This window comes from Pedobacter insulae (assembly GCF_900113525.1).
In the GTDB taxonomy this organism is placed as follows: domain Bacteria; phylum Bacteroidota; class Bacteroidia; order Sphingobacteriales; family Sphingobacteriaceae; genus Pedobacter; species Pedobacter insulae.
Genome location: NZ_FOPP01000012.1, coordinates 49438 through 71365 on the forward strand (window position 1 = coordinate 49438; position 21928 = coordinate 71365).

Annotated in this window: 14 protein-coding genes; 1 reads left to right on the forward strand and 13 read right to left on the reverse strand. The window is 37.5% G+C overall.

All coding sequences use genetic code 11. The features are described 5' to 3' along the window. Positions 1 to 10: 10 nt before the first annotated feature. Entirely contained in the window at positions 11 to 943 is a 933-nt protein-coding gene (locus BM207_RS16980; protein ID WP_090997207.1) for an AraC family transcriptional regulator, read from the forward strand. 71 nt (positions 944 to 1014) lie between these two features. On the opposite strand, the gene BM207_RS16985 is transcribed toward BM207_RS16980, so the two are convergent. The 13 genes from BM207_RS16985 to BM207_RS17045 form a co-directional block, all read right to left on the reverse strand. Continuing rightward, positions 1015 to 2346 carry a TlpA family protein disulfide reductase gene (locus BM207_RS16985; protein WP_177217158.1) on the reverse strand — a complete coding sequence of 444 codons (1332 nt, stop codon included), beginning with the start codon at positions 2344 to 2346 and terminating at the stop codon, positions 1015 to 1017. A 24-nt stretch (positions 2347 to 2370) separates the two neighbouring features. Beyond that, a complete protein-coding gene (locus BM207_RS16990) occupies positions 2371 to 3723 on the reverse strand; it encodes a TlpA disulfide reductase family protein (protein WP_090997213.1) in 1353 nt (450 codons plus the stop codon). Between the two features lie 10 nt (positions 3724 to 3733). Next, entirely contained in the window at positions 3734 to 5911 is a 2178-nt protein-coding gene (locus BM207_RS16995) for a S46 family peptidase (RefSeq protein WP_090997216.1), read from the reverse strand. 6 nt (positions 5912 to 5917) lie between these two features. Beyond that, the gene (locus BM207_RS17000; RefSeq protein WP_090997218.1) at positions 5918 to 7048 is read right to left on the reverse strand and encodes a TlpA disulfide reductase family protein; all 1131 of its coding nucleotides are present in this window, start codon (positions 7046 to 7048) and stop codon (positions 5918 to 5920) included. Between the two features lie 57 nt (positions 7049 to 7105). Then, entirely contained in the window at positions 7106 to 8641 is a 1536-nt protein-coding gene (locus tag BM207_RS17005; RefSeq protein ID WP_090997221.1) for a PKD-like family lipoprotein, read from the reverse strand. A gap of 28 nt (positions 8642 to 8669) precedes the next feature. After that, a complete protein-coding gene (locus tag BM207_RS17010) occupies positions 8670 to 9413 on the reverse strand; it encodes a DUF4843 domain-containing protein (protein WP_090997224.1) in 744 nt (247 codons plus the stop codon). Between the two features lie 32 nt (positions 9414 to 9445). Then, positions 9446 to 10873 (reverse strand): RagB/SusD family nutrient uptake outer membrane protein, encoded by a 1428-nt coding sequence (locus tag BM207_RS17015; protein ID WP_177217160.1) that lies wholly within the window; start codon positions 10871 to 10873, stop codon positions 9446 to 9448. Between the two features lie 34 nt (positions 10874 to 10907). Then, positions 10908 to 14240, reverse strand: a complete 3333-nt coding sequence (locus tag BM207_RS17020) for a SusC/RagA family TonB-linked outer membrane protein (RefSeq protein ID WP_090997229.1) — start codon at positions 14238 to 14240, stop codon at positions 10908 to 10910. A 105-nt stretch (positions 14241 to 14345) separates the two neighbouring features. Then, on the reverse strand, positions 14346 to 15473 hold the full coding sequence (locus BM207_RS17025) for a FecR family protein (protein WP_090997232.1): 1128 nt from the start codon (positions 15471 to 15473) through the stop codon (positions 14346 to 14348). 182 nt (positions 15474 to 15655) lie between these two features. Then, positions 15656 to 16204 carry a sigma-70 family RNA polymerase sigma factor gene (locus tag BM207_RS17030; protein WP_177217161.1) on the reverse strand — a complete coding sequence of 183 codons (549 nt, stop codon included), beginning with the start codon at positions 16202 to 16204 and terminating at the stop codon, positions 15656 to 15658. Beyond that, positions 16182 to 17957, reverse strand: coding sequence for a redoxin domain-containing protein (locus BM207_RS17035; RefSeq protein ID WP_177217162.1), 1776 nt, complete (start codon positions 17955 to 17957; stop codon positions 16182 to 16184). Before BM207_RS17035 ends, BM207_RS17030 begins: the two co-directional genes overlap by 23 nt. A 24-nt stretch (positions 17958 to 17981) precedes the next feature. Further along, complete coding sequence (locus tag BM207_RS17040) at positions 17982 to 19373, reverse strand: TlpA family protein disulfide reductase (protein WP_090997241.1); 1392 nt, start codon at positions 19371 to 19373, stop codon at positions 17982 to 17984. A gap of 20 nt (positions 19374 to 19393) precedes the next feature. Further along, positions 19394 to 21913: a zinc-dependent metalloprotease gene (locus BM207_RS17045; RefSeq protein ID WP_090997244.1), complete on the reverse strand. Its 2520-nt coding sequence runs from the start codon at positions 21911 to 21913 to the stop codon at positions 19394 to 19396. Positions 21914 to 21928: the final 15 nt, after the last annotated feature.

Here is a 21928-nt window from a genome sequence, read left to right on the forward strand (position 1 = left end):
CCAAATAGATATGAACTTATTTTTAAACAAAGACAAGAGTTTAAACAATCAGATTAGTATTCCTGAGGAGATACAAAACAAGGTTAAGAACTTACCTTTTAAGAATCTTATTTATCTTACCCATGTTAGCCAATCGCTGGCGAAAAAAGCTAACCATACTACTGATTATGTATTGATTTATTGCCTATCGGGAACTGGAGAATGTACCACTCAAAAGGACAATTTTCAATTAAAAGCAAACCAATTTATATTACTATCGCCAAATAACACCTACCAATACCAGAGTGATTTAGACCATACCTGGAAAGTATTCAGTGTTCATTTTAACGGCAATATGATCACTGAACTAAATAAAACTTTTGATTTAAAGAAGTTCAGCTCTCCTACCGACATCAATTTCGATGGTCAGCTGGTTGATTGTTGGCAAGAAATTTTCTCAAGCTTGTTAAAAGGACTTACAGACGAAAACATTGCCTATGCTAATCTTTGCCTATACCGTTTTATCTCGTTCTTCTTGTTTCCTAATCCAGCTCAAAATACAACTCAAGGCGGACCAGGAAAAGAAGATCAACTAGACCAATCGATTACCTTTATGAAAGCAAATGTTCATAAGCGCTTATGTGTTGACGAAATTGCTGAAACCTTTAGATATTCACCGTCGCACTATTCAGTGCTTTTTAAACAAAAAACTGGCTTATCGCCGATTGAATATTTTATCAGGATAAAAATTCAGCGTGCAAGCGAATTACTTACGAATAGCAACCTTATTGTGAAGGAAATTGCCGGAGAAGTTGGCTATGATGATCCTTTCTATTTCACCAGAATTTTTAAGAAGGTTACTGGTAAAACTCCTAAAGAATACAAGGGATCATATGGTAGTTGCCAAATGGGATCAACTGTACATCGAATGAGCGACTTTAACCATAGTTTAGTTGCCTCTTAAATTTCATATTCTTTAATACACATATGACCAAAACAAGCTCCCTAATTTAGGTTTTAGGGAGCTCTGTAATTTTAGGGTTTATTTACCCATTCATTTAGCATATCTTTTAGCTTTGGATCACTTGGACGAGGTGAATCTACATCGATAATGTTTCCATTCTTGTCGAATAACATAAATCTCGGGATACCGCTAATTTTGTAGTCTTTTGCAATTTTAGACCAGCCGCTAGCCATCAATTGGATGCCTCCTAATTGCTCGTTAGCCACAAATTTTTCCCATTTGCCCTTATCAGCATCTAAGTCAACCGAAACACTCATAAAAACAATATCCTTACCATGAAATTCCTTTTCCAAAGCTTTCAAAGAAGGGATTTCTTTGATGCAAGGACCGCACCATGTTGCCCAAACATCTACAAATACCACTTTACCTTTAAAATCTGTCAAGGAAACCTCCTTACCTGTGATATCTGGGTAGGTAAAATTGATGGCTGGAGCACCTGGTTTATAAATATTCATTTTTGCTGCTATTACGTCGGCTCGCATTTTCTGGTCGTCCGTTAGAAAATATTTACCATAATTATCTACGGTTTCTTTGTATTTGGTATACGATTTAGCAATCCCGGCATAATTTAAAGCAAATTCGCCCTTTAATTTATCGTTTGGGATGGATAAGATATTTTGGTCAAAACTATAATTTAAACCTTTATTCTTAAACGCAACTAAATTCTGGATCATGTTAGCTCCATAGGGGAACTTATACAAGTCTTCGTTTTTAAGAAACTGATCAGCATTAAAATTCTTAACATAATCTGTATAGTTTTCTTCATTTGGCTTAGAAGCCGTAGGATACAAGAGTAGTGTTAGGGCAAAATAGGCTGGATCGTAATTAACCGTATTTCGCATTAGTTCATCAAAATCAGCATTACCTGTTTCTTTTCCTAAGCACCAATTTTGAGCTTTATCAGTTACATTAGCTAACATCGGAAAAAAATCATCGAAACCTCTTCGTCCCCTATTAAAATAGACTGTTTTTCGCTCTAACTTATAAGTAAAATTATACCATTGAGCTAATACTTGATTTTCTTTGTTATTAACTCCGTTCAGTACATAGCTAGAATCCGTTAACACAAGGTTGATTTTATCATTTCCCTTTACATATAACTTAAATTTGTCTTGAGAGCCAGTATTGGCATCCCCAAAACCAACTAGATAATATCCTTTGTAATCAGGCTTAAATTTGAAGTTAAATGCACCGTTAGTAGTAGGCGTAGCGTTTGCGATCTCTTCAATACGCCCATAAGCCACTTTAAAAAGTCTTACATTAGTTGGCTTACTCTTCTTAGACACTCCATTAATTTCTGTTAATTGTGCTTGTGCGGTAAATAATGTGCCTAGTAATATCATAAGGCATGTATAGTAGCTCTTCATTTATTTAGGATTATTAAGTAATTCGTTAAGGTAAATTTGAAGTAATGGATTAGAAGGACGTTTACAACAATTATTATCAAGCACTTTGCCTTCCTTGTCTAATATTACAAAACGTGGTATGCCCGATTTGCCAATTTTATCAAAGAAAGTATCTTTATTCCCATTGATGATTAAATGATGCTCATTGGTAATATTTCTTTTTTGAAGAAAACTCTTCCACAGCTCAATTTTATTGTCACAAGAAACAGAGAGAAATACTACCTCTTTTCCAGTCATTTCCTGCTCTAATTTATTGAGGTAAGGCATTTCGGCAATACAGGGCATACAAGCCGTATTCCAGATGTCCAGGTAAATGAGCTTACCTTTATAATCGGCAATGGATACTTGCTTGCCATTTACGTCGCTAAAAGTATAGGCGCTCATATCGGTTCCTGCTGGAGCATACCTAAATATTCCCATATTCCGCTTAATCTTCGCCTTTAACAGATTTACCTGAGCTATACTTTTAGGATCTTTAAGCAAGGGAATTACTGCTTTCATTTCGTGCTCAATTGATCGAAAATCGCCCATAATGGCCGAATTATCAAGCAGCTCCAACATAAACGCTTCTTTAAGCTTTGGGTTCTCTATGGCGTTTCCAAAATCTGCCACCCAGGTATACATGTTGCGCACTTTCAACTGACCAGCCTTCATTTTGGCATACATCAGCTCTGTGACTGTTTGCCACCAATTTGGATAAACGATAAGCTCGGGTACTAAAGAAACGTTTAAATCGCTTATATCGGCCTTTATAATTGCATTGCCATGCGCCTTTGATTCGATAAGCGGACCAAATACCTTATCAAGATATTCGCCTTGCTCATTGCCCAGCAGTAAAGCTTTATAACGAATTACCCCTGTATTGGTTGATGCTTTTAACGCTGTTACGCGATTGCTGTAGGCTAAGGCTAAATCGGCTTCATAAGGATACTTTTGATGAAGATCGAACAGGAAAGTATTCAAACTACTTCCATTACCACCTAATACCAACTGGTTGTTCACTATTTTAACCGTTAGCTGATCGCCTGGACTAAGGTAAAAATGCCAGGAAACCTGGTTCTCTACATCACTCGTAATGAAATAAAAACCTGGTTTAGCAATTCCAACAGCTAATTGAAACAAGCCATCTGCTTTTATTACTGCTGAGCTTCTTACAGTGTGACTTGCGTCACGATTGTATAGATATAGGCTCTTCACGCCCAAACCTTTAACAGAGCCCTTTATGATCGTTTTTATGCCATCGGCGGCAAAAGCCTGAAAAGTTAATAGTAGTCCGCAAACAAATAAGACGAATGGTTTAATTATATAATTCATTGCTTTGTGTTTAATTAGCTTTTTCAATTTCTTCCATTATTCTCTTTGTAGTCGAGAACTTTTCAGTAATCAACAACATATAACGAATGTCAACACAAATAACTTTGTGCAAGTCCTTTTCGAAGTTAAACTCCCTTGTCATCGATTCCCAGTTACAATCGAATACCAGGCCAGTTATCTTTCCGTAAGCATCCAACATCGGACTTCCAGAGTTACCACCGGTTACATCACCATTGGTAACAAAGCAAACAGGCATATCGCCATTCATCCCGTATTTACCAAAGTCTTTAGTTTGCCACATCTCTTCCAGCTTTCTATGTAAGAAATAATCCTTATTAGTGGAGTTTTTGGCAGTGGCAATTAAGCCGCCAAAGGTGGTTTGATAAGGAATTGTTTTTCCATCTAAATGAAGATCTGAGATTGTCCCGTAAGAGAGCCTTAAGGTTCTATCCGCATCAGGATAATAGGCATTCGCCTTATAATCAGCCAAACTGTTTGTATAAGCAGCGCTATATCGATAGGCTTTATTTGAATTTGACGAACAGGTACTAAATACTTCTCTACGTTTAGCTTCAATAGCTTCTCCAAGCTGCATCAAAGGATCATTGTTTATGGCAATAACTGGATTATTTAACCATGCCTGCAATTTGTTCGAATCTCCAAAAACAGACTGATGATAGATCTCATCTATATATTGATCAATGGAAGCTGCTGAATGAAGATTTTTTACTGTAAAATAGGCTGGTTGTAAATTTGTCGGCAAGCTATCTATTAAAAGTTTAAGGATCGCTTTAGTAATTCGCTTATCTACATCTATATGAAAGTTCATATAATGGCTTTTAGCTGTGCTAGTTAAATCTTTTTGTAGCGAGTGACGAATTTTTATGTTAGCTGTATAGTCTTGAAATGACTTTCCAAAACCAACTATAAAATTTAAGACACCCGGTGTTGCAAACCCTTCAGTATAATACGTTAAAGCTCTTTGATAAGGCGAATTCTCCTCAATTAATTTCCGTAAATCTTGTAATGCATTACCATACATCGCTTGCTTGCTTTGATCTTTGGAGATCCAATCTTGCCATTGGTGTTCCTCTTTTTCTTTATTAGAAACAATTTTTAGCTTATCAATCCACAAATTCATCCCTATCGCGTTCTTGTAATAGTTAGCTGAGGTTGCATATTGTTCAGCATAGAGTTGTTTAAGCAATGGACTTTTATCCATCTCTTCCAACCAAATAGCTTGACGAAGCTTACGAACGGCAATTAGAGGAGGATTAAGCGCCTGCGTCTTTTCTGAAATCTTATAAGAAGTAGCATTACGATCTGACATTCCTGGATAGCCCATCGACATTGCAAAATCATTTTTCTGATAGCCTGCCGTCGAGATATGCAAATAGTTTTTAGTAACCAATGGTATATTTGTTTTTGCATAAGCAGCTGGTGCACCATTTTTATCAGTATAGATCCTAAAGTAAGCAAAATCGGCACTATACCTCGGCCACATAAAATTATCAGTTTCACCACCAAACTTTGTTACGTTTTTTGGAGCTACCCCTACTAGGCGCACATCCTTATATTGCAATTGCAGGAACATCACGAACATCGTGTTATTCTTATACGATTTAAGAAGCACCTTATTGGATGGGTATTTTTGCTGGTATTTTCGCGTAACTGCATCAATTGCTTGGCGCGCATTTTTAGCTTGCATTTCCGCCCTTACCTCATCAGATATATCTAATATCTTCTTATTAACCGTTATGATCAAATCATGAACAGGAAGCTCCTGGGTCATGGTAGCGGCCCAAAAGCCATTTTGAAAGATATCATTTGTAGGAGTAACATACTGCTGAATTGCACTATAGGCACAGTGGTAATTGGTAAGCACTAAGCCTGTGCCAGAAATAATAGAGGCAGTAGCCGACATACCAAAGCCAACTACCGATTCGCTCAAAGCTCCATCCTCGCTTACTATTTTTTCTATAGGTATTTTTAATCCCAAAGCCTTCATCTGCTCGGCATTGTTCTTTTTTAATAAAGACAATAACCACATCCCTTCATCGGCACGAACATTACCCATTAAAGCAAAGAACATAAGGCTAAGCAAAAACCACCCTAACTTTGAAGGCGATTTTGCTATCCGTAATCCTTGCTCCTTGCTCGTTAATTCTTGCTCTTTACTTTTGATCATCTCGGCCTACTTAGTTTTTGTTTTAACAAATATTGATTCCAATAAGTCGGCTAGCTTTTCCCCTCTTATGCCTTCGGCAATAACCTTTCCAACAGGATCGATAATCCAGATTGCAGGGATGCCATTGATACCATATTTTTTGGCTACAGGAGAGTTTACACCACCAACAAGATCAGACGCATTATTCCAAATTAAACCATCCTTTTTGATAGCTTCATTCCACGCTGCCTGATCAGAGTCTAAAGAGAAAGAGATAACTTGTAAACCTAGCGGACTATATTTTTCATATAATTCTTTAGTATGCACGTTTTCTGCGCGACAAGGAATACACCATGATGCCCAAAAATCAAGCATTACATATTTACCGCGAAAAGCCGAAAGCGTAATTTTAGCTTTACCATCAGGTTGCATTACCATAAAGTCAGGAGCTATAGCGCCTGGAGCGATCCTACGCAAGATATCTGCGCGGGTTTTCATCTCAATATAGTAACGATGTTTGGCAAAATATGGCTTAAACATCGCTAACAATGAATCAATCTCCGTGTGTTTCAACATCGGTAATGGTTCTTTAGCTAAGTAGAGAGAAAGCACAGAATTCGGATAGTTCTTGATTAAAGAATCAATATAATTTTTGCGCTCTTTATCTAGATTTTTAAAAAAAGCAACTTTCTCTTCTTGGGTAAGTTTTGCTGACGCCCCACTCATCCTTAAATCATTGCCTTTCATAGTGATGGCTAATGATGCCTTTTGATAATTGTACCACTGCACATTTGTAGGAGTTCCTCCCAGCACCGCATAATACATCTTGTTCTTATCAGCCGCAATCTCTACCTTGCCTTTTTCGGCAATAAAACTAAGTGCGCCTCTGACCCCGTCAATTCGCAAATCATATAATTCATCGCATAGGTTTGCTGGAATTACAAATGAGAAATCCCCAGTTGCTTTAATTGATGATTGGGCGATGGTATCTAAATGATGTTCTCCTACCCTGCGCAAAACGACAATTTTCGATTCTTTATCGATTCCCTTAATTTTTCCGCTTACTGTACAATCCTTTCCACCTGCTGCCAAACTTGTTAATTGTAAGAGGGCTAGGCCTATGGTTAAAAAGGCTGCTTTAATGTTTTTCATATTCATTCTATTGAAGTTTTAGTATAACTACTGGCGGGTTCAGCACCCGCCAATAATTTAGTATTACATAGCTTTATAGGCCATTGAAGAAATTTTACCGAATCCTGTGTAAGGTTTGATCGTACCAAAAGCGCCACTTATCTCATTTACATCAATTTGCAAAAGAGTTCCTGCCTGTGTAGCGGGATTGTATAGCGCTACATACAAAAGCTTACCATCCCCAACTGGAGCAGGTGCAACACCCGGCGCTGTTTTTAACAACTTCATGCAGGTAATTACATTTCCAGGATAAGAAGATGCAATATCTAGCAGCTTGGTTGATAATTTACCTCCCGCATAATCGTTCTGATAAATCTGTGTATCATTCGCATAATACATTACGTTGGCTTTGTTCCCGAATGCAAAATATTTTGCATTATTTAATTCGGTGGCAGCGCTGATATTTACACGCGCAACACCGATATTTCCATTGTCTGTTTTATCGAACTTACATTGGAACAATTCTCTAGTTGTCGGATCGTTAGGCGATTGCATGACGCAGAACCAACGGGAATCAAATCCATGTTCTGCATAGACCATTTCTTTACCAGTGTTTTTAAGGTCGAATGCCGCCGTAGCTCCTGCCGGTAAAAATTCTTTAATCTCTCTATTGAAATTGATATACAAGAATCTTCTATTAGCGGTGTCATAGATCACGCCATAATAGGCAAAGTTAAAAATGGTTGCCATATAGGGAGATGCCACATAATTGATTCCATTTCCAAAACATTTAAGGCCAATTTTATTCCAGATGTTCGCTGATGGATTAGGATTAAAATACAGATCACCATTATTGATCAATAACTCGTTATAACTCCAACGATCATATCCTTGAAATTTAGTCTCAGCTACTGGCATTGGATCTAAAAACATGGTGTTATAATTATCCATGATGCGAAGATCATTTCCATTTAAACGATAGCCTCCTAAATTGGTCTTAGCGAAAATCCCTACCGATCCGTTCGGTTGATAAGAAACCCCAGCACCTTCAGCAGCCATTTTGGCACCATTGGTTTCTGAAAACACATTGGCCTGAACATAATCGGCACCATTGGTAATTATGCTACTTATTTTACCATTTACAACAATGCTGATATCACTGCTCGTTGTATTTCCATGTAACACCATCCATCCTGGTGAAGCATAAGATTTAATAGTCATCGACTTTTTGATCATTTGCGTAATCCCACCGTTGGCATTATCCTTTACATATAGCACCAATGTATAATCTGCTGGTAGGTCTACCACCTTGAATGAAAGGTTTTTAGTGGTACCTAAAACCTTATTTACGAAAGTACCTGTAGCTGGATTAGGTACAAAACTAACTTGAACAAGGCGCCATTCATAGCTTAACTTCTCGGCTGAAACGCCCGCTACAATCGTTGGATTGATATTTACTACATCATTTTGGCTCACTACAAATGTTGCGTTTATAGAGGTAGCGTCAACAAAATTAGTCGTTAAATGATCGTAGGTATAATTGCCTTCATCTTTGGCACAGCTAGTCAAAAAAAGCACCGTGGCGATTAAGGCTAGTAAAAATTTATTATATGTTCTCATCTCTGTTTAATTAAGTTTAAATAACAAACTACCCTGCACCACCAATTCCGGTGTACACAGGAAACCCTACAACTCCCATTTCGTCAGTTAGCTGGGTGTTCCCCGGGGTATTGTTATAATCGTTCAATGCTTTTCTAACTACGGCGTTGTAATAACCAAGCTGTACTAGGTTCATTGGGTCGGGTAGTTCAGTAATGTTACAAGCCTTAAGGATAAAAGCATATCGGGTTTCGGTGAACGTACCAAAGGCATTTCTGTAATTGGATGTATCCCAGATATCAGGCTTTAAGAACTTATCGCCCCAAATAAAAATTGCCTTATTATACCGGTTATATCCGATTTTGAAATCGTTGTTTTCCTGTACTTCTAACTGTAAACGAACTGATTTATCTTTTAACCCTGTTCTATAAACCACCACTGGTATCCGCACCTTAAATGCGTTAGCAGGCAATATTTTGCTTACTATTTTAAAGTTTACTCCCTCAATAGCGGTTGAGTTTTCGGTATTTACCTTAATTCCGACTATACGATCTACAGGAGCTGCATTTCCCATAATGCAAGCATTGAACCAAAGGGTATCTGTTGTTGTAACCTTTGGGTTAGCAGGAAAAGAGTAAATAACAGAATCACGTAAGGCTACGCTTCCAGTGCCTGGGATTTGGAAAAACAACCTAGGGTCGTTCTCGTAGATTTGGATATCTTTTTTAGAACAAGCGCTAAAAAGAAAGCCGAATGTAAGGGCTAATGCGCATACTTTAACTATTGCTTTCATGTGAATATTTTTTTTAAAAATTTAACTCCTAATTATCTTCCAAATTCAATTTCTACATCCGGTAAAGGAAGTATCAATTGTGTATCTGTTAAGTTTGTACTGTTATTTGGAAATCTAGCTGCTTTGGTCCTTTTGCAATAAGCAAATAATTGCCCCTCACCTTGGAACTCTTTCCTAAACTCGATTAAAATCTCTGCCTGAATTTGCACTTCCGTTAAGGTATTTGCTAAAGGAGTAACAATCCCTCTGTTAGTTCTTACTTCGTTCAGCAGATCAATTGCTGCTTGATTATTCACCCCAATATTGCATTCAGCTGCGATATAGTTCATTTCAGACCTACGCAATAATGGAATCATCGTAGCATATGCTGGGTTGTAATTATCAGGTTGATAAAATTTATTGACAATAAAGTTAGTTCCAAGCGCTTTTGTGGTATATAAGTAACGGATATCATTAGCACCTACACCAGCTACTGTTGTTTGAAACATGGTATTATAAGCAAAACTACTTTTCTGCAATTGATTTGCCGGAAGTGCGGCGAAAACCCATGTATTACCAATCGCTTTTAAATCAAATACATTTAGCGAAAAAAGATTTTCAGTAGAGAAAGTATAATCTCTATCCTTTTCTAAACTAGCAGCAATGTTCGAAGTTTGGATCCAAGGAAAAATCTGGTTCCCACTACTCATAACTTCCATCGCATTTGCCAAAGCATTTACTTTATCACCTTGCCATAAATAGGCTCTTGCAGCAAGACCTTTTACCGCAAAGTAGTTTAAACGTTGGTGACGATTGTTCATAAACTCACTTGTTGAGCGTTTCGTCCCATTTTTAATTGGATCGATACTAAGATTGGTCGCCGCATCTTGCAAATCCTGCAAGAGCAGTTTCATCACCTCATTTCCTGTTAAACGTGGGTTAACTTCGGTAGTTAACGATCTCATGTAAGGGATGGCAACTTTGGTTAAATCTGTTGATGCAAAAAGACGCATCAAGTCGAGATGGACATAAGCCCTGATAGCTAGTGCTTCGCCTTTAATAACCTGATAGTTGGTACCTGTAAAAAGTGCTTTATCCTGATCTATATGATCTAGAATATTATTCGCATTGGCAATTACATTATACATTGAGCTCCATATATTATCTACCTTAGGGCGTAATAATGTGGTTTTATAGGTAAAATTAAAGGTCGACAAATCTCGGTATGTCGCATTATTAAACAAGTCATATTGTGCGGCAGCCGCATCCATGAAGCCGAAAGTTAACTCGCGCCCATAAAGCTGTTCGGTTTTCATGATTGCATAACAACCCAATAGCGCATCTTTATAACCTTGTTCGGTTTCAAATAATACGTCTGATTTTATTTTTGTACTGGGTTGTACATCAAGCCATTTTTTACAAGAAGCACAAGAAACAATGACGATCAACGTCAATAAGCTTGCATATATTCTATTTCTCATTTCAAATTCTTTTAGGTTAGTAAAAATTGAATTATTAGAAGTTGGCATTTAACGTTAAGGTACTATAACGGGCAAATGGATAACTTGTACCACGTTCTACACGTACTGTACTAAACTGATAAACATCATTTAGGTTAAGCATTACATTCAAACTCTGTAAGCCTGCTTTTTTAATGAATGCAAAACGATAGAAATCGTATCCAACATTAACTGATGAAATGTTTAGTTCGCTTAAGTTTTGTACAAATCGAGAAGTTGCTAGGGTAATGGCGTTTGAGGTTCCAATGTTTTTAAACAGCACATTGTCGCCAGGCTTTTTCCAACTATCATAATAAGCGCGTTTATCAACGTTGTAGTTTAACAATGCGTTCTCTACTTTATCGACCAAGGTTTGATTATAAATTTGACCACCAATTCTGTAGCGACCAATGATGCCCACACTAAATCCTTTGTAATCGAAATTAGCACCAATGGTTCCTAATAATTTAGGCTGATTTACCCCTACTACTACTTTATCGGTAGCGTCCCAAGTATCAGTTACCGATCCATCTCTCTTCACGAAGATTTCTTTTCCAGTAGCCGGATCAATACCATTTGAACGAACTGCCCAAATAGCATCCAATGATTGACCTTCTTCGAATCTCACCAATGGTTTATTGCTAGTTCTAGAAAGTTGATCTTGTGCATTGGTTAAACTTTGTAGTGAATTAGAGATTTTAACAATCTTATTGGTATTAGCTGCTCCAGTAGCAAATAAATTTAGGGACTGTCTATGCTCACTATTCATCAACATTTTATAGTTCACTCTAAATTCAATCCCTTTATTTACGATCTGCCCTAAATTGGCTTTGTAAGTAGCGAATCCTAATGATGGAGGCGTTGTAATATCTGTTAATAAGTTATTAGTCGTGCCTTTGTAAACATCAACACGGAAACTTAAGCGCTTTAAAAGCTCCACATCCAATCCGATGTTGTAATCCATACGCTGTTGCCATTTTAAATCATTGTTAGCTAAGCCATTTAAAAAAGTACCTAACATGCCTTGATAGGAGTTGTCTACAAAGTAATTGTACAATAACATTGCTTGATAAGCATTGAAATTCTGGGAACCTGTATTTCCTACTGAACCTCTTAATTTTAAGAGGTTGATCACTTTATTGTCGCTCAAGAACTGTTCTTTATGGATATTCCATCCAGCACCTGCCGACCAAAAAGCTCCCCAGCGATTATTAGCACCAAACTGGGATGAAGTGCTGTAACGAAGAGAAAGATCTGCAAAATATCTTCCATCAAATGAGTAATTAACTGCAGCCAAAGTACCTAGCTCTCTAGTTAAGGCTTCGCTTCCGTTAGGTTTACCATTTACGGCAAATTGTTTTGCAAAAATGATGTTATCCATTCTGTCGTTAGGAAAACCAATTGCCGAGTACAAATAGCTATCTGTTTTATCCTCACGCATATTAGCCCCAATATTGGTATATAAAGCATGACGTCCCCATTCTTTGGAATAGTTCATGTTTAAATCGCCAGACAACATTGTGGCATGACCATTACCCTTATCGTAAGTTCCTTTTAAGAACAAGTTATCACCTGTAAAGCCCAAAAATTTAGTGTGGCTACCTGGGTAAAATAGTTCAGAACCATTTTCTGTGCTGCTTAAACCTACCCTTGCAATTACACGAATATTATCATTCGCTTTCCATTCTATATGGGTATTGTTGGTGAAGTTGGTATAGGTTGAAGTATTTTTGGTATTGATTGTCGCATTATACATTGGATTGTAAACACTTTCCGAAAAAATAGGACCAATACCCAGCAATTTGCGAATGCTACCATCTTCATTGTATGGCCTCCAATAAGAATTTAACTTAGCGTAATCGCCAAAACTACCATATGGTGAATTAACTGCATTTACTTTGTTTAATTGAAATTGGTTCCTGAATAGCACATTTTTCAAGCGATAAGTTAAAGAAAAAGCACCTCCAAAGTTCTTTCTTTCGCTTCCCTTCATTACCCCTTGGGTATTGTTGGTAAAGAACGAAAGTCCGGCTCTTAAGTTGTTATCACCAGCATCTAAGCTAATTGCATGTCTATTGCTGGTACCTAATTGAATAGGTTGTGCCAACCAATCGGTATTTACACCATTTTGAACCTCTTTTAGATTCGCGTAATATAAACTGTCGTATGTTAAACCAACAATAGGTTGAGGCCTGGTATAAGCGCCCAATTGCTTTTCTAAATCCAGCTTCTCGGCTGCATTCGCTAAATCATAACTACTTAAATCTGGACTTTCAATACCGAAAGTTCCGTTATAGCTAATTCTTAATTCTCCAGGTTTGGCTTTGATCAATTCGATTACGATTACCCCATTTGCCGCTCTAGAACCATAAAGAGCCTTTGCAGAAGCATCTTTCAAGATGGTAACAGATTCAATTCTAACCAAAGGTAAATCGGCTACTTTATCAATGGTCATTTCAAAACCATCAACAATAAAAAGAGGCTGATTAGGTTTAGTGGCATACTCACCTTTTAAGTCTGGAAAGGAAGATGAGCCCCTGATTTGCATATCGGGCAATTTGTTAGGATCAGAACCGTTCACAAAATCATCGATAATGTTTAAAGATGGTTCGATGTTCTTTAAGCTTTGAAAGATATTAAGTGATCCTGCGCTTTGCAATTCTTTAGCAGAAATTTTTGTAACTGCACCAGTAAAGCTATCTGCTTTACGGTTAAAGGGAATACCTGTTACAATGATTTCTTTAATCTCAGTATTGCTTGCCTTCATTTCAATTTTAAGTGAAGTCTTTCCGGCAACAGCAATACGCTGCGATTCCATACCAAGATAGGTCACTTCTAAAACCGCGTCTTCTGCCACATTTAACTCAAAGTGGCCTTTCTCGTTAGTAAGTGTTCCATTGTTGGTATTTAGCTCCTTTACGGCAGCTCTTTGCAAAGGTTCATTGCGCTCATCGGTAACATCGCCAACAATTAATCTTGTTTTTGAAGTGCTACCTTTTTCTTGCTTAGGGGCAACAACTATGGTATTACCACGCAAAACAAAAGATAAAGTTGAGTTAGCGAATAGCTGCTCAAGTACCTTATCTAACGGCTGATCTTTTACGTTTAAGGAAATTTTTGGCAATGAATTAACATACTCATTATTGTAAACGATATGTTGTTTTACTTGTTTTTGTAGGGCATCTAAAGCATCTGAAAGCTCAACATTTTTAACATTTAAGTTCACTTTCTGCATTGACTGCGCCATTACATTGATCGAAAAGGCGAAGAACAATAGGCTTAATCCTATCTTTCTGAAAACACCTTTTGTAATTTTTTTACTGGTAACTTCTTTGTAATTATTTTTCATTAATTTTGGTTTGGTTGGACATATTAAATCCGTGATGCTTGGTTGAAGCAATTGATTTATGAAAACTTACCTACGGGGGATGGTCTCAACATCGCCCGTTCTTTTTTACTTTTTAGTCGACTTTTCTACGATAATGCTCCTTTCTTTAATGGTAAACTTTAAATTTGATGTGATCTGGATCGCATCTAGTGTATTTTGTATAGGTTCTGATTGATCTGCCCTACCGGTGAAGTGCAAGTGTTTAAGCTTTTCGTCTTTAAAGACTATTTCATAGTCATACAGTCTTCCTAATTCTTCCATTAAGTTTGCCATTTCAGTATTCTGGAACACAACTAGTCCCTCTTTCCATGCTATGTAAGGAAAAACTTCAACATCCCTTTTTTCAAGGCTTTCTGTTGATTTATGAAAATCGGCCTGTTGGCCAGGCAACAAGGTCAATTGTTTACCTCCATCCACTAAACTTACATCCACTTTCCCCTCTACTAAGGTGGTTTGTACTATGTTTGAATAAGTGTTGACGTTAAAGGAAGTACCTAATACGGTAACATTTATGCCATTATAATGTACTATAAATGGTTTTTTGGGGTTTTTGGTTACCGTGAAATAAGCTTCGCCTTTTTCTAAATAAACCTCTCTTTTTGCTGTCGCATCAAAATTAACTTGAAACTTGATCCGAGAATCTGCATTAACCCAAACCTGAGTACCATCATCCAAAACCAATTTATAGGTTAATCCTCGTGGAATAATTAAGGTATTGAATATGGGCGACTCGGTTAAATTGTCAACATGGCTATAATCTAACTGGTTATCGCCTTTAATTACCTTTGCATTCAATTTAGTGCTGTTCAATGCCGCTAAATCAACCCGCTCCCCATTTTCTAAAATCAGCATGGGTTTTTTCGATCCTGAATTTATCTTTGAAACCTTCACTTGATTTAAATCAGTAGCTTTTTTATGAAGCAAGAGGTAAAAAGCAAATCCTATCATCATCAAAACTGCAGCATACTTCAATAAGCGGGCGCCAAAAGAAATTACCCGAACTTTATTCTCAATAGCCGGTTTCAAACGACTATCAATTAATTCCCTTGCCTCTATAGCGTTAAATACACCTTCATATTTTGCTCTTAGCTCAGGAGAAATCCCTTGATCGGTTTTATCCTCAAGAAGATCGTTCAAATTATGATCTAACGATTGATCATCTAACAAATCATGAATCCACTTTTTATCTTTCACGCGCTATATTTATTAGTCTACATCTTACCTTCAGATTGCTTTGCTTCATGCTTCGCAACTCCTCGCAATGACGATTTCCACGAACGACCCGTCACTGCGAGGAGTTGCGAAGCATGAAGCAAAGCAATCTCTTAGGTCCTCTAATAATAAGTAGCAAGAAAAACAAAAGAGGGTGACTGTTCTTAAAAAAAAAGTGAAATTATATCGCCCATGTTTGAACGCAGATAAGCATAAGCTTTTTTAATTTGCGTTTTAACCGTATTGATAGAAATATTATTCTTAGCAGCTATTTCTGCATAAGTTAGACCTAACACATTGCTCATTAAGAATAGCTTCTTCCGCTCAGGGGGTAACCCTTTAATGAGCTGCATCAATCTCGAAATTTTTGTGCTTTTAATCAATTCTTCTGAAAGCAAATATTCGGGGTCAAAATCAAGATCAGGCAACTCATCTTGATAAATTACATGATTTTTTTTCCTTTTAAGATAGGTAATGCTAACATTGGTTACCGCGCGAGTAGCATAGGCCTTGAAGGTGGATGTAACAACAATTGTTTCGCGTTTATTCCAGAAATACACAAAAAACTCTTGCACCAAGTCTTGTGCAAGAGCTGGATCTTTCACATATTTAACAGCCGTTAAACAGAGATCCTCATAGTTTTCATGAAAAAGTAGATCAAATTGAGCTGAGGATATATGACTATTCCGATCAATCGATTCGATTAAGTTCACGATCAATATATTTCTTAAATTTTTCTTTGTTCTCAGGAAGCGGACAACGTACCTCTGCCCAATTTCCCTTTTTATCAATAATCAAGAAGCGGGGAATAGCGACCATTTTATATTTCCTCCCAAAAGTTTTCCCAAAATCATCCAAGAGTTGAACTCCTTCAAGATGCTTCTCCTTGATCATATCAAGCCACTTTTGCTTATCTTTTTGCGCATCTAAAGAAATCCCTGCAAAAACAACATTGTCATTTCCTTTATACTGCTCCTCAATCTCTTTTAAGAAGGGCATCTGTGCCTTACATGGCCCGCACCAAGTAGCCCAAACATCAATTACCACTACCTTTCCCTTAAAATCATTCATGGATACCATTTTGTCATTTACATCTGGCAAAGTGAAATCATTTGCCGGCTTCCCAATAAAGGCAGTATCAGCAACGAATTGCTTTAATAGCAAATTATATTTTTGTTTAACAGATGGAAGTTTAACATATTGCTGGTAAGGCATAAAGGTGTCGCGAAACTCACTGTAATTTGCTATATCCAGCTCCAATTCCGCTAGTTGAGATTGTAACACAAAAGCCTTTAGGGTGTCATTACTGATTGCACTCATCATCAGTTTTACACGTTCCGCATTATCTAATTGTTTCCTTTTGGTTTCCTCCAAATTGCTTAAGTTAAACTTGGCAAATAAATTAAGGTAACTATGTCCTTCACCCAATTGAAGTATATTGGCCGACTTTACACGGTTTTCCTGTAAAAACTGTTTATAATAATCAGGAACACTCAAAAAATCCTTAGCAGGCATTAGGAATGCCCCCCTTTTCTCCATTGAAGACTTTAGCAAGATATTTAAAGCAAAGAGGTTATTATCAAGCTCAATAGCAGTTTTAAATAAGGAATTAAACTTTGCATTAGGTGTTTTAACTTGCTGAGAAAATAACGCTATTTTTGACTGTAAAGGTTGATAGGTGGCTGAAAATGCTGCTCGGTCTGGTTTTGTTGACATCGCCATTGAGGTTAAAGGACTAACCAATTGTTCCCATTGTGCAATCAATTCATTTTCGGCCGTTGATTTTGATGTACTTACCTCGATGCCGGTCTTCATGTCAAGCACCAATTTAAGCTGATCATTTGGTTTGAGGTACAAGCGCTTTTTAGACCTCAGCGTAGAAAGGTAGTAAAAACCTTCTTTTTCAATAGGCACTATAAAATTAAAATGCGCGCTGGTATCTCCTTTCGCAATAAAGCTAGTTTGGATATTTTGCAAATGCCCTTCCACAACCTTTTCGAAGGAAAGTTCGGCACCTAGTTTAGCGTCTTTTATATAACCAGAAACAGCAACTGTAGAGAATTTTGCAGGAACCTTCAAGATCGTTAAACCCTTTTGTGCTTGTTTAAATAACAGCGGATTAAGCGTTAAGTTCAAAGCCTGATTGGCAACCAATTTCAATGGAAAAGTCGCACCATAGTCAACCTCTAACCTCCTATGTCCCATTTTCATAACAGCCACTTGCATTTTATAACTCGTGTTTGCCAGTAGCGGCAAGGCAATAGCAAACTTTTTACTGGTAGTATCAATAACATATAGCGCTGCGCGGAATGACTTTTCGCCAGTTTTGCCAACTATCGTGATCTCATAGTTCTTTTGCTGCGTTACTGTTCCAGTAATTTTTGTCCACTGCTGCTGAGCGGAAACATTCACCATATTGATGAAGCAAAAAAACCCCAGTAATAATGTTTTTATATATGTTTTCATGTTATTAGTCATTCACTATAAACTTTATTTCCCAGCTAAAGCCGTCTCAATTAGCTTCTTAAATCCTGGGTTCGAAGGATAGGGTGCGTCAACAGTAATGATTTTACCTTCGCGATCAAAAATTAAGAACCTTGGGATAGTGGTTATTTTATAGAACTTGAAAAGTGATTCATCAAACTGCGTCAATAATTCAACGTGCTTAAAGCCATTCCTTTTAACAAAATCTTTCCAGTTTTTCTTTTGTACATGTCCGTCAACAGAGATTCCAATAAACTCAACCTCTTTACCTTTAAACTCTTCAGCAATTTTATCCATCACTGGCTTTTCATTCAGGCAGGGAGCACACCACATAGCCCAAACATCAATCACCACAATTTTACCTTTAAAGGAGGCTAAAGTATAGGTCCGATCATTTACATCTTTGAGCTCGAAATTATAACCTGGACTTCCTTTTGCAAACGGCCCTAAGGCGTTATAAAATTGCTCGTAGGCGATTTTCTGTTCTGCCGTAACAAAGACATTTTTATAAGGCTGTACATGCTTCACAAAAGTTTCAAACTCCTTAATACCTGGCATTTTATACAATAAGAAAGCAACTTTAACTAGGTTATTGTTAATCTTTGCTCCATTTTCAGGGGAGAATGTATTTTCTAGCACCTTTTGGGTGTTTTTTGCTTCATTATATTTCCAAAATCCAAAGATAAAATCAAGCAATTGCATGCCGTGTTCTGAGCGAAGGATGCGCACATCATTGATGATATTTTTGTCGAGCAACTGTTTGTAAAATGCCTCAGCACCGGTCTCTACATCGTAAATGGAATTCAACCTACCCAATCCAAAATAATTCCCTACCTTCAAGTACTTCAGATCTATCGCAACTTTGTCATTGAGCCAACCATTAAAATAAGGATTAGCGGTTTTGTTCTCCTCTAAAAATGAAGCGGCATACTTTTCAAATTCAGCATATTTACTGCGCCCTACACCGGGCTTATTTGCTACAGCATGCTTATAATCATTCATGGAATTTAACCAAGTCTGTAGGCGTTTAGTTTCTGCATTTGGCTTCGTTACAGTAAAACTGTCAAAATCAACTAAATTTTTGTCGTAGTAAAGATCTAATTGCTTTTGCTCTCCAGGCTTCATGTAAATGGTAATCTTAAATCCATTCCCCTTGCCTCCCGCTTTCTTCAAGAAATAAACACCTTCTTTTGCCTGAATGTCAAAATTGCAATTTCCATTTTCATCGGGACGTTTAAAACCCAAGCTTATCGCATTCCCATCCCTTAATTGATATAAAAATACCCCACTGTTATTTTTACCATGAACGGTGCAATTGATCTTGGTTTTAACGCCTTTTGCATGGACAGCAACAAAGCCTAAAGTAAGGCATAGCAACAACAATATTAATCTTCTCATTCTATTTAAATTAATGCCCCTTATTTACCAAAACGCTTACTCATTGCTTTTCTAATATATTCAGCTACATATTGTAGATGTGCTTTTGAATCTGCATCCGCTGTAGTTGGCGTTGCCGCCAATAAATCCTTGCGTAGATCTTCCAAATGAACGGCAATCAAGGCACCAATGTCTGAACCAGTAGTTAATGGAAGCATTTCTGCCGCTTGAGTCCCTCCAAATAATATCCCAACTGCATTGTTACCGATCTCTGCTTCCTTCATACTTCTTAACAAAGCGTTCACATACGCCTTTTGCACATCACGACGAAACTGATCAATGGGTTGTTTAGTAGTTAGTTCACTCCAAACACCAGCTTTCATATCTCCCAATAATGCATTGATAGCATAAGTATTCCCTTTGCCATAGCGTTCTTCCATCATGTATAAAGTATTGAATACACGATCGCTAAATACCGCATTTATTTGTCTTTCTTGAATAATCCTCACACTGCTGTAACGGATCGGATTGCCTATTTTATTTAGGATATTTTCATCCAATAGCCAAGTCGGTGTTTCAAATACCTGTTTATTCAAAAATGCTACCGCTTCCCTTTGTTTATCAACCGGAGCAGATGCATAACTGTCACCTTCATCTTGTGGGTACTTAATTGTTTCATAAACACTTCCGATGTTTTTAGTTACGTGGTTAACATATCGGTTGTATTGATTGACCAATTGCACAAACATCTGACTTAAATTTTTATACAAATCCCCTTCTTCTTTTGTCCACTCTGGTAGATTTTTGGCCACATACTTGAGGTTTTTGATACCATATTCACTTGCCTGCATGCTGTTATCACCTACATCCTCTGTTTGGCAACGGGCATCATTGTTCATCCCTTCACCACCAAACCACAACCTCGGATTAGCCTTTAAGCTATCTGTAACCCATTTTGAAACAATTTTGCGATCAGCTTCAACATCTTTCGCCCCTACATAGCTGTAGCCCCATTTAATAGCCCATTTATCGTAATCATTAATGCGCGGCATGATACCAGCAGCGCTGATATTATCTTCTGGTTGTGCTACATAGTTAAAACGAGCATAGTCCATGATAGAATTACTGTGCCCATTTTTTTCTACCCAGGCTTTATCCCTTAGTTTTTCAACAGGGGTTAAACTACTGCTACCCATGTTATGGCGAAGACCTAACGTATGGCCAACCTCATGAGAAGATACAAAACGGATCAATTCGCCCATTAACTCATCACTAAAGGTCATGGTGCGGGCTCTAGGATCACTAGGGCTAGCTTGTAACATGTACCAATCGTGCACTAGCGACATAACATTATGATACCAGCCAATATAACTTTGCAAAATTTCACCACTTCTAGGATCATGGATATTAGGTCCATAAGCGTTAGCAGTTTCCGATGGCAAATAACGTAAAATCTTATAACGAGCATCTTCTAAGCTCATAGTTGTGTCGTTTTCTGGCCATTCTTTACCAACGATCGCATTTTTAAAGCCTGCTGCTTTAAATGCTTCATTCCAGTCGTTAATTCCCTGGATCAAATAAGGACGCCATTGTTTTGGGGTCGCGGGATCAATGTAATATACAATAGGTTCTCTTGGCTCAACTAACTCGCCTTTTTTGTACTTCGCCATATCCTCAGCTTTTGGCATAAGGTTGTAACGAACAATATAACTCTTAAATTCAAAGTTTTGTTGGCCATCAGAAAGTGGAATATAACCATCTGCAAAATAACCAACACGTAAGTCAAATTCACGAGGTACCATCGGCGTTTTAGGCATTAACAAAATAGAAGTTGATACTTCAAGCGTAATGGCATTTCCTAATTTAGCGGCATCAATTACCGGCGATGCTGGGGTAGGTTTTGCAGGTGCCGTTGCCGAATAAGTACGTACCGATTTCATTTCGATATTGATAGGATAAACGCTTACCTTTTGTAGATAACTTCTGTCAGCAGCCATACCCCCTAAGTTCAGTCTCTTCTGTACTTCATCATTTATCTTGGTAAATGAATTTTCTTTTTGCAGAAAATCTGTTACGTCGATGAATGAACTTCTGTCACCCTCTCCCCTGGCCTTTAGCTCAAATACCATCGCAATAGCATCAATATTTGAATTTGCTACAGCTTTGTAAATTGTGCTGGTAGAATCGGCTTTGGTCCCTAAGGTCACCACGCGTAAGTTTATTTTTTTTCCAACCCCTCTGTCAAATAGCAGTGTTTTTTGTCCCATCTGTTCACCTCCGTATTTCGGGCTTCCACCTGGTACTTTAACCAACCAGTTGGTTAATAGCATTTCTCTTTTCAAAAGAGAATCTGGAATCTCGAAATAATACTTATCACCAGTTTGGTAAACATTAAATAAACCTTTTTTAATGATCGTATTTTTAGCAATAATCGCTTTTAACGGGTCTACCTTTTTGGCAGTATCAGCCTTTACAACCACAGGAGTAGCTGTTTTTTGCTGAGCTAGTACCGAAGTACTCCCTAATCCAAGCAATACTATATAAATATATTTTAATTTCATGATAATATTAATTAA

Coding starts and splice junctions, on each gene's coding strand:
- BM207_RS17040 (WP_090997241.1), bottom strand. CDS start 19,373: ATGAGAAGATTAATATTGTTGTTGCTATGCCTTACTTTAGGCTTTGTT.
- BM207_RS17015 (WP_177217160.1), bottom strand. CDS start 10,873: ATGAGAAATAGAATATATGCAAGCTTATTGACGTTGATCGTCATTGTT.
- BM207_RS16980 (WP_090997207.1), top strand. CDS start 11: ATGAACTTATTTTTAAACAAAGACAAGAGTTTAAACAATCAGATTAGT.
- BM207_RS17005 (WP_090997221.1), bottom strand. CDS start 8,641: ATGAGAACATATAATAAATTTTTACTAGCCTTAATCGCCACGGTGCTT.
- BM207_RS16990 (WP_090997213.1), bottom strand. CDS start 3,723: ATGAATTATATAATTAAACCATTCGTCTTATTTGTTTGCGGACTACTA.
- BM207_RS16985 (WP_177217158.1), bottom strand. CDS start 2,346: ATGATATTACTAGGCACATTATTTACCGCACAAGCACAATTAACAGAA.
- BM207_RS17035 (WP_177217162.1), bottom strand. CDS start 17,957: ATGAAAACATATATAAAAACATTATTACTGGGGTTTTTTTGCTTCATC.
- BM207_RS17045 (WP_090997244.1), bottom strand. CDS start 21,913: ATGAAATTAAAATATATTTATATAGTATTGCTTGGATTAGGGAGTACT.
- BM207_RS17000 (WP_090997218.1), bottom strand. CDS start 7,048: ATGAATATGAAAAACATTAAAGCAGCCTTTTTAACCATAGGCCTAGCC.
- BM207_RS16995 (WP_090997216.1), bottom strand. CDS start 5,911: ATGATCAAAAGTAAAGAGCAAGAATTAACGAGCAAGGAGCAAGGATTA.
- BM207_RS17010 (WP_090997224.1), bottom strand. CDS start 9,413: ATGAAAGCAATAGTTAAAGTATGCGCATTAGCCCTTACATTCGGCTTT.
- BM207_RS17020 (WP_090997229.1), bottom strand. CDS start 14,240: ATGAAAAATAATTACAAAGAAGTTACCAGTAAAAAAATTACAAAAGGT.